The sequence below is a fragment of the Geomonas sp. Red276 genome, assembly GCF_054784495.1.
This window is the reverse complement of the sequence record NZ_BLXW01000065.1, coordinates 1-8047: the sequence shown is the minus strand read 5'-3', so window position 1 is coordinate 8047 and position 8047 is coordinate 1. Positions and strand designations below refer to the sequence as shown.

The 8047-nt window shown below is 48.1% G+C and carries 14 protein-coding genes; all 14 read left to right on the top strand.

The features are described from left to right. On the top strand, positions 1–284 hold a 284-nt coding region (locus ACYVL5_RS23150; protein WP_460597913.1), incomplete at its 5' end, for a hypothetical protein. Between the two features lie 78 nt (positions 285–362). Continuing rightward, positions 363–884, top strand: coding sequence for a DUF4240 domain-containing protein (locus ACYVL5_RS23145; protein ID WP_460597912.1), 522 nt, complete (start codon positions 363–365; stop codon positions 882–884). Positions 885–965: 81 nt separating this feature from the next. After that, positions 966–1370, top strand: coding sequence for a hypothetical protein (locus ACYVL5_RS23140; protein ID WP_460597911.1), 405 nt, complete (start codon positions 966–968; stop codon positions 1368–1370). Positions 1371–1670: 300 nt separating this feature from the next. Next, on the top strand, positions 1671–1976 hold the full coding sequence (locus ACYVL5_RS23135) for a hypothetical protein (protein WP_460597910.1): 306 nt from the start codon (positions 1671–1673) through the stop codon (positions 1974–1976). Between the two features lie 54 nt (positions 1977–2030). Beyond that, positions 2031–2708 (top strand): hypothetical protein, encoded by a 678-nt coding sequence (locus ACYVL5_RS23130; RefSeq protein WP_460597909.1) that lies wholly within the window; start codon positions 2031–2033, stop codon positions 2706–2708. A gap of 28 nt (positions 2709–2736) precedes the next feature. Next, positions 2737–3174 (top strand): T6SS immunity protein Tdi1 domain-containing protein, encoded by a 438-nt coding sequence (locus ACYVL5_RS23125; protein ID WP_460597908.1) that lies wholly within the window; start codon positions 2737–2739, stop codon positions 3172–3174. Positions 3175–3254: 80 nt separating this feature from the next. Then, complete coding sequence (locus ACYVL5_RS23120; protein WP_460597907.1) at positions 3255–3890, top strand: immunity protein Imm33 domain-containing protein; 636 nt, start codon at positions 3255–3257, stop codon at positions 3888–3890. Positions 3891–3974: 84 nt separating this feature from the next. Then, positions 3975–4679 carry a hypothetical protein gene (locus ACYVL5_RS23115; protein ID WP_460597906.1) on the top strand — a complete coding sequence of 235 codons (705 nt, stop codon included), beginning with the start codon at positions 3975–3977 and terminating at the stop codon, positions 4677–4679. 94 nt (positions 4680–4773) lie between these two features. Continuing rightward, positions 4774–5106 (top strand): DUF6572 domain-containing protein, encoded by a 333-nt coding sequence (locus ACYVL5_RS23110; RefSeq protein ID WP_460597905.1) that lies wholly within the window; start codon positions 4774–4776, stop codon positions 5104–5106. A gap of 80 nt (positions 5107–5186) precedes the next feature. Continuing rightward, a complete protein-coding gene (locus tag ACYVL5_RS23105; RefSeq protein ID WP_460597904.1) occupies positions 5187–5708 on the top strand; it encodes a DUF2199 domain-containing protein in 522 nt (173 codons plus the stop codon). A gap of 54 nt (positions 5709–5762) precedes the next feature. Further along, positions 5763–6119: a toxin-antitoxin system YwqK family antitoxin gene (locus ACYVL5_RS23100; RefSeq protein ID WP_460597903.1), complete on the top strand. Its 357-nt coding sequence runs from the start codon at positions 5763–5765 to the stop codon at positions 6117–6119. 53 nt (positions 6120–6172) lie between these two features. After that, positions 6173–6730, top strand: a complete 558-nt coding sequence (locus tag ACYVL5_RS23095) for a hypothetical protein (protein ID WP_460597902.1) — start codon at positions 6173–6175, stop codon at positions 6728–6730. An 86-nt stretch (positions 6731–6816) separates the two neighbouring features. Continuing rightward, on the top strand, positions 6817–7347 hold the full coding sequence (locus tag ACYVL5_RS23090; RefSeq protein WP_460597901.1) for a hypothetical protein: 531 nt from the start codon (positions 6817–6819) through the stop codon (positions 7345–7347). A gap of 371 nt (positions 7348–7718) precedes the next feature. Then, positions 7719–7898, top strand: coding sequence for a helix-turn-helix transcriptional regulator (locus ACYVL5_RS23085; RefSeq protein WP_460597900.1), 180 nt, complete (start codon positions 7719–7721; stop codon positions 7896–7898). Positions 7899–8047 lie beyond the last annotated feature (149 nt).

The following is an 8047-nucleotide window of genomic DNA, read 5'->3' as shown; positions in this document are numbered from 1 at the left end:
AATCCATTCATAAACCCCGTATTATCGCCCCTCAGCTAAAAGAAACCACGTATAAAAATCCAGGTAGCCGTGAGAGCCGAAAGCGGCTTAGCTCAACCAAAGTTTATGCGGCGGCTTCGCGCCGCATAAACTCTGACTCGTTATACACAAATGGTGATTGGGAAAATTATCATTCAAGGCGTAGCTGTAGCTCTTTCCCTTTAACAGTTTCAACTTTTGACGCAGGTGTGCTTTTTTTAGGAAAAGAATTTGCAGCATGTATTTGGGTTGAGGATGAAGATTAAAAGAAGTTGCCAAACACGGGGTACCGCGGAAAGCCGAAGACCCCTTGAACCGTTCGGCTAAAAAAGGAGTCTAAAACAATGGACGAAAAAACCTTCTGGGAAACTGTATCTCTATTTGATTGGGATGAGACAGGCAACGATGATGCAGTTCTTGAACCAGCCATCGAGTCACTCGCATCCATGGAAGCAAACGATATTTTCAAGTTTGAGGATATACTTGCCGAGAAGTTGCATGCTCTTGATACAAGGGAGCATTGCAAAACCTGTTATAAAGGTGAACTTGACCCAGATAATGGAGACGATTACATCTCCGCTGATGATTTCCTTTACAGTCGCTGTGTTGTCGTTGCTAATGGTCGAGATTTTTTCTCTGAGGTGAGGGTGAATCCGACCAAGATGCCCAAGAACATGGAGTTTGAAGCAATCTTATCTCTCGCAGCGACAGCCTTTGAGCGGAAGACTGGAGAATCTTTTGAGCACGTTTCCCCTATAAGCTACGAGAGTTTTCAGAACACGGAGGGTTGGAAGGCCAATAGAGCTACACGCCCTGGAAAGTATACGGGAGAAAACATACCGCCGGGAAATAGACGACCAACATAACCAAAGGCCGAACAGGCAATCCACAGGACCGGCGTTCCGTGGGCCGGTGATTTTCAAAACCGTTGGTGTAGGAAAGATGAAATGAAAGAAGGCTGGATTGACGACGACTACCTGATTCTGTTTGAAGATTTTGAACAGGCCGAAATAACCAAAGGGTACAAGCTCGAAAAGTACCTGCCAGGGTACATGATAACGACAATCCTCGGATGGGACGATTTCATCGTAACGAACTCGGCAGGCGATCAATACCGCGTTCCGGCTGTACCACTTGGGCAGAAGTATCTCGAAAAGTACAAAAAGGCATATTCATCGGGCCAGCTTGAAACTGATAATCGCTATGCTGGAAAAATCAAATGGTATGTCCAACCCATTGTTTTTGGAGGAGATCCGGCCGCGAAAGAAAACATGACGTGGATAGACCTGAAAATGCATCAGGAACTCGTCATCTGGTGGAATGAGAAGTATCGTCAGTTGACAGTGGAGTAATCGTCAATAAGCGGGTCCAACTCAGCTTAACCACAGCTAAGCCTTGAGATGTTCGCGGAGGGGGGGGGGGAATGATATCACTCGACGATCCCAAATGGAAAACAGGTTAAAGGTGGATACGGCACCCAATACGATGCAAGCCATGCCTTACGACAAATTGAGGAGGATACCTCAGTAGATGATGCATGGGAAGAGCTATGGGATGAGCTACACCATCAGGGTGACGTCGGAGAAGCTTCCTATGCAGCCGTTCCTTACCTCGTCCGGATTCAGAAGACTAAATCACATGTCGATTGGAATGTGTATGCTCTCCTTTCAACCATAGAGATCGAGAGGCACAGGAAAGGTAATCCCCCCCTGCCAGGTTGGCTCGCAGAAGAGTACCATCTGGCGTGGGGTGAGATCATCGATGTTGCTATGCGTGATCTGAAGAAGACGGACGATCCCCTCGCTATACGTTCAATCCTGGGGGCTTTAGCCTTAGGGAAGCAACAGATCAAGCTGGGAATTTTTATTGCGAATTCTGACGAATCCGAAATCGATGAACTCGTAGAGGATCGTGACGCGTGGTCTGAGCTATACAGCGAACAAGTGGATGCAAAATGACTCCGCTTCGCATTAGATCCGTAAAACCGTTAGTCCAAAGAAGGGAAAGGTCTTATGAAAGGAGTCCTAATCTACATGGCAATAATATCTTCACTTTTAACTCTCTTCGGGTGCAATAAAGTTCCTTCCGCACAAGTCGGCCAAGACAGCGAAGCCCATCATATTACCGCACGACTCAACCATCTCCTGATGCCCCTCGACCGAGGTGACCGATATGAGGACCCACTCAATGAGGCACTTTCTCAAAGGAGGTTGGGAGAAGTTACGGGTGGCGGCACAATGCAGGAGAAGTCAGGTGAGATCGAATTCATCGACATTGAGGTGGATCTGACGGATCTTGACGTCGGCGTGCCTTTTGTTATACGCAAACTCGAAGAGCTTGGTGCGCCGAAGGGCTCAATTCTGCGAATTCATGGGGCCGAACCCCAGAAGGAAATTCCCTTCGGCAAGGCTGAAGGTATTGCTGTTTACCTGGACGGAGTGAGTCTGCCGGAGGAGGTTTACCAAAAATCGGATGTGAACCGCGTTATTGAGAAATTCAACAGTAGACTCGGGAGCCACGGCTCCATGCAAAGCCATTGGCAAGGTCCCCGCGAAACTGCACTGTATCTCTATGGGGATAATGCTGAGAGAATGAAGACACTTATACAGGACGTCTTAGATTCGTATCCCCTCTGTAAAGGGGCAAGAGTCGTAACAATTGCACCAAAGTTCAAAACAACCATGAACTAACTCTGTCAGTAGTTATGCGGAATAGACTATGAGCATTATTCAAACCATCAAAGATTCATGGGGCTGGGGCAGGATCGATCCAGAAGAAGTTGTTGGAGAAAATGACTTCGGTAATCTGATAATTCGTGACACCAAGGGCAGATATTGGCGTTTGTGCCCTGAAGACCTGTACTGCAAAGTTGTCGCAGAAAACAGACCCGAGCTAGATGAACTTTCGCAAAAACAGGAGTTCCTGCACGATTGGTACATGACGTCACTCGTGGAAGAGGCAAATAAACAGCTGGGGCTCCTCCGGCCAGGTTACAAGTACTGCTTGAAGATCCCAGGGGTCCTGGGTGGTGAGTACGGCGGCTCCAACCTTGCAACTATTGCCCTCTGCGAATTGGTGACTGCTTCGGGATACATCGCACGTGAAATTGCTGATCTCCCTGACGGCACGCAAGTACGCCTAAAAATCACCGAATGAATGTCTAACCACGGCGCAGACCTGACGCGACAAAAATGTGCTGCGCAGGTCACGCCGAAGTCAGATGTGAAGGAATAGAAATGGCGAAATTCCTAAAGCTTGAGGATGCTGAGAAAACAGCCTCGCAGCATCCAGATGAATTCTTTATTCCTTCGGCGGAAGAGCGCAAAAATCAGAAAATTGGCAGCTCTGTAAGACTTCACTTCTTACTTGACAGTCCAGGCGAGAATGAACCAAGGGCTGAGCGGATGTGGGTGACTATCACCCAAGAACAAGGGTTGTTTAAGCCTTACAAAGGCACCCTAGAGAACGTCCCTGTTTACATAGATGACCTGACGGTTGGTGACGAAGTAATGTTCAAATCATGCCACATTGCTCAAACAATAATCAAGAAAGGTGATCCTAGCTGGATTGACTCGTCTGAACTCAAAGCACTTGTATCTAGAATGTGCTTAATGAAAGGCGAAGCAGTCCGTTTTTTGTACCGAGAGAAACCGGATCGAAAGGAAGACAGTGGATGGAGAATGTTCACTGGCCATGAGACCGAAGAATACAATGATGATGCGAGAAACATAAGTCTTCAGGACGTAGGTTTCATGTTGGATCGAGATCCTTCACTTCTGGAACCACTCAAAGAAGGTGAGGGTGCAGTGTTCGAGAGGGAGGAAAAAGGCAAACCATGGGCCAGGGTTACTGATTGGAGTCCAATAGAGTAGATCACTTCACAGGCTGTCGCCGGACCTGACCGATAAAGATGCAAGGTCAGCACCTACGACGTAAGACGACAATCGGAGAGGCGAGTGCTAATCGAACACTGGCATCCTGTAACTAAGGACATGGGCATCATTAACGCTCCCGTCAAGGAAGTAGTTTCTGAGCTGGTAGCATGGCATGCATCGCTTGGGATGAAGTATACTCAAAAAAATATCGTTACTTGCTTCGCTGATGCACTGGACGCGCTATCGCCACTGTCCATGGAGAAGCGTCGTCGGCTGTTTGTTGCCACCAAATCTGGCTGGACAGCTTGTTTCCAAAGTGGTATCGCTGGCTCTGACCCCAGTCCAGCAATGTCTGTTCTCTCCAAACGGCTAGGCGTGCTGGCGATGCGAATCTGTTGCACTCCTACGGATGCGAAATGGCCAGGCAATATTTGGGAAGTGTATGCGTCCCCGGTGTCGGGAGGGGGACAGCCTCTCAGCTATCGGCGCACTATTGCAGCAGTTAACGATGGCGGTCGCTGGGTCTTTGAGGAAGCAGGACCTCGCTTCCCCTTTGAGAAGTTCGACCGGTACAAACTCCCGCGCAAGCGTGACCGATTCACGCGCGATCTTCTTATCGAGTATTTGGAGCAGTTCGGTATCTCACCGCTCTCAGACGACTTCTACGATGTCTCAAAGTTATGCCCAGCTGTTATGTTGGAGAATCTCACTCGGTGGCCTAAGCCACCTCCTGAGTTCACGCTTGAGGAGGCCAAAACTGGGCTACCATGGAAGCATGGGGGGTGACGTCCAGACCTCAGACAGTACAGTACTAACTGCCGAATGACAGGTAAAGCACGAAGCTGTTCGCCGAAACGAAGGCTAAAGAGGATGGTAACCCGTGACGGTAGAGGAAACAAAAGTCGTTGATGTCATCGGCATCGACAAGGCTAGTGGGCAGGTCGTCTTGACTATCGCCGACCATCTTGAGTGGGTGGACGAAGACAGCCATCTCCTGGCCTTGCAGGAAAAATTGAACTCATACCTTGCGTTTGTTGAAGAGGGAGAACTCTTGGAGCAGTATCCGAACTCGAAGGACCGGCGTGTTCGTCTCGACATCGTCCTTAAGCACTCGCCATCACCACGGGGCGACCTGTTCCTTAGGAAGGCACAAGATGTCGTTGCGGCCGCAGGATTCTCCCTCGAATACCGAGTCCTCGAAGACGTTCACTAGCATGCAGCCAAACCCAACGTGTTGTGCCGTCACGACAAAACCTGTATTCAGCCTTAAAGTGATCGGTCAGCGAGGTAGCCATGCGATTCACTTGTACAACCTGCGGCAGAGAGCACGATGGCATCCCATCCTATGGATCAGACAGGCCAACGCCATACTGGGATGTGCCGGATGATAAGCTTGATAAAGATGTATTCCTCACACAGGACAGTTGTGTGATCGCTGATCGCTTCTTCTTCGTCCGTGGGTGTATCGAACTGCCTGTAGTTGGCACAGGCGAGTTCTTTGAATGGGGGGTGTGGGTGTCACTAAAAGAAGAAAATTTCTTTATCTGGCAAGATTGCTATGAATCAGTACAACGGAGTAATATTGGTCCATTCTTCGGTTGGTTGTGTTCTCGGCTCCCAGGTTACCCAGAGACGCTCTATATGAAGACAATGGTGCATCTCAGGGACAACGGTATCAGACCTCTCATTGTGCCAGATAAAACCGATCACCCTTTATCCATTGAGCAAAGAAACGGAATCACTATGGAACGTGTTCAAGAGATCATTAATCTCATGGAGCACAGCAAGAGCCAGAAGACCGAACCTGCCATTTGATCTGGCAAAGCCAGTCACTGGCCATAAGTAAAAAAATCAGTAAAAGGCAGAAAAGTGTTAAAAGACCAAATAGATAATCAAACCACACTCCACATAGCCGAGATTCCATACGAAAATGGGAATATCAAGATTCGTTATAGCAGACGTATGAGCCTAGATAGGCAGAGGTGGATACGCCACGGATTATTCGTTTCTTATCACAAAAACGGAATAGTTGCGTCAGAAGGCAATTACGAAAATGGCTTAGAGCCTGGAGTTTGGCGAGATTTCCATGAGAATGGTCAACTTGCATCTGCGGGATCTTATGTTAATGGAAAGGAAGACGGCCATTGGAAGTTTTGGTCTCTGGACGGAAATGAAGAACAACCTGTAACATATAAAAATGGCGAAGAAGCTGTCCAAAAAGGTTGATCAACCTGACAGATACACCTGTCAGATCGGTGCCCGCGATATGAGGCTTGTGAATGGTAATGCGTGATCGTTTCAGGAGTGCGCTGATCAATCCGACTTGGGATCAGATCGTTGATCGCGATCCGCTTATTGCCTTTTCCCACTACTTGTCCGGTCGAGTACACGTGCTGCTTGCTATCTCTGATGAAATAACCGAGAACCTTGACGAGGGGTTTTCAGAGCAGGTCATCGACAGTGGCCGGGTCATGCGTGCGGAATCCTTGATGTGGTTATGGATACTTGGCGCTTATGAAGTAGTGCGAACAATCTGTCAGGCAAAGAGCTGCTTTTCTGAAAAAATGCTATATGAGCTGATCCAGCTAAAGAAAACTTTGTCTTCGGTCCGTATGCCTGCTGCCAAAATGGAAAAAGCAGGGAAGAATGCCCCTGTAACCTCTAATCGCAGTCCAGCAGGATGGGATATCGCCAATCGAGATCTATTCGTGAATGATCCGGAATCGGCTAACGTTTCCGCTCGGTTCCTTCTGAAAGAATTTGATCGCGCATTTTCGGCTATCACACAGGAGGATGTGCTTGGCTGCCATGAAGAATCATTTCCTGACAAGACCTAGCAACTGTCACTAAGATTGGACATTCCGGTAATTGGCGAACAGTTTGGCTGCTGATCATTCCACACAATAAAGGTATTGCGGTTTATATGGATAAGGTCGGAATATACGTCAGTGAAGCTGTACATCAAATTCACTACGCAAAAATGTGTTTTGCAGCGTACAAGCAAGCGAGACAGGATAATGACATCCCGCTAGTATTCTTTCATGTCCACCATTTTGTTGTCCATGCCGCTAATGTAGATAAAGTTCTGGAACCAAAGCCCTCAAATCCCCGCTTTCAAATCCTGCGAGAATGTATTAACTTGACAGGTGTTGACCTAAAGGCGCTTCGTCGTTTAAGAAATCACTTGGAGCATTTTGATGAGCGATTGGATGCTTGGCTTTCAAATTATGAAGGGCAACCATTCTTCGATATGAATCTTGTAGCCGGTACACGCGGTTTTCCAGAAAAGGTTTTCCTCCGAGCAATGGACGGAGATGTATTCAAATTCTACGGTGAAAGCTACGACCTTGCCGATCTATTTGCTCAATTGCTCGAAATAGAAAAGGCTCTTCCAGAAAAATGGCGCGGTGATGGTTTACAATTAAAGCGCAAGCCCGAACAAAACGATCTGTAGTTTGCTCGCGTGTGCTGAAAGTCGCCCGGCGACCGCGACGTTGATGCCTGAGGTTTCCACTTGACAGTGCCCACCGAGAAACCCTACTACTCTCTACCGCTCTCCAGAAGCCGCATGGAATCAGGGTTTACGCTGGTAGCGAGTCTGGCAGATAGATAACCATCTCTCCGACTCTCCAGCCCACTCTCCCCAGGATAATCCTCATAATATCAGAACGTTTTGCGAATAGTAGCGAGTTGTAGACAGCTGCCCGCATATCTCAATTCCACCCGATAGCATTCCTTTCCCCTGCCTTCTCTCCAATTCTGAACAACCCCGTTATTAACATATATGCGCACCGAGTTGCGCGATCTAATTGACGGAGGTTCCTCATGGAAACCCTACTCGACAAAAAACAGGTGGCTGAGCTGCTCACGATATCAGTCAAGACTCTCGATCTTTGGATACAGAAGCACAAAGCACCGATGCCGGTTCGCATCGGGAGGCTGGTACGGTTCAAACAATCGGAGGTTGATGCATTCATTCAGAATTTATCGGCGGAGGACAAATAATATGAAGTCATTATTAGTATGTCGGCCGCCATGGTAATTTGCCAGTTTGAAGGGGGCTGTCGCCAACGAAATTTTCCACCCCCGTCGCCAGCCTAATTTTCCAGTTTGGCTGCAACCGTCGCCAACCTCATTTTCCACTTAGCGATCAG

What these genes read in the sequence shown, in the direction of transcription:
- ACYVL5_RS23085 (WP_460597900.1), top strand. Translation starts at nt 7,719, where the DNA reads ATGGAAACCCTACTCGACAAAAAACAGGTGGCTGAGCTGCTCACGATA.
- ACYVL5_RS23125 (WP_460597908.1), top strand. Translation starts at nt 2,737, where the DNA reads ATGAGCATTATTCAAACCATCAAAGATTCATGGGGCTGGGGCAGGATC.
- ACYVL5_RS23090 (WP_460597901.1), top strand. Translation starts at nt 6,817, where the DNA reads ATGGATAAGGTCGGAATATACGTCAGTGAAGCTGTACATCAAATTCAC.
- ACYVL5_RS23145 (WP_460597912.1), top strand. Translation starts at nt 363, where the DNA reads ATGGACGAAAAAACCTTCTGGGAAACTGTATCTCTATTTGATTGGGAT.
- ACYVL5_RS23105 (WP_460597904.1), top strand. Translation starts at nt 5,187, where the DNA reads ATGCGATTCACTTGTACAACCTGCGGCAGAGAGCACGATGGCATCCCA.
- ACYVL5_RS23130 (WP_460597909.1), top strand. Translation starts at nt 2,031, where the DNA reads ATGAAAGGAGTCCTAATCTACATGGCAATAATATCTTCACTTTTAACT.
- ACYVL5_RS23120 (WP_460597907.1), top strand. Translation starts at nt 3,255, where the DNA reads ATGGCGAAATTCCTAAAGCTTGAGGATGCTGAGAAAACAGCCTCGCAG.
- ACYVL5_RS23095 (WP_460597902.1), top strand. Translation starts at nt 6,173, where the DNA reads ATGGTAATGCGTGATCGTTTCAGGAGTGCGCTGATCAATCCGACTTGG.
- ACYVL5_RS23140 (WP_460597911.1), top strand. Translation starts at nt 966, where the DNA reads ATGAAAGAAGGCTGGATTGACGACGACTACCTGATTCTGTTTGAAGAT.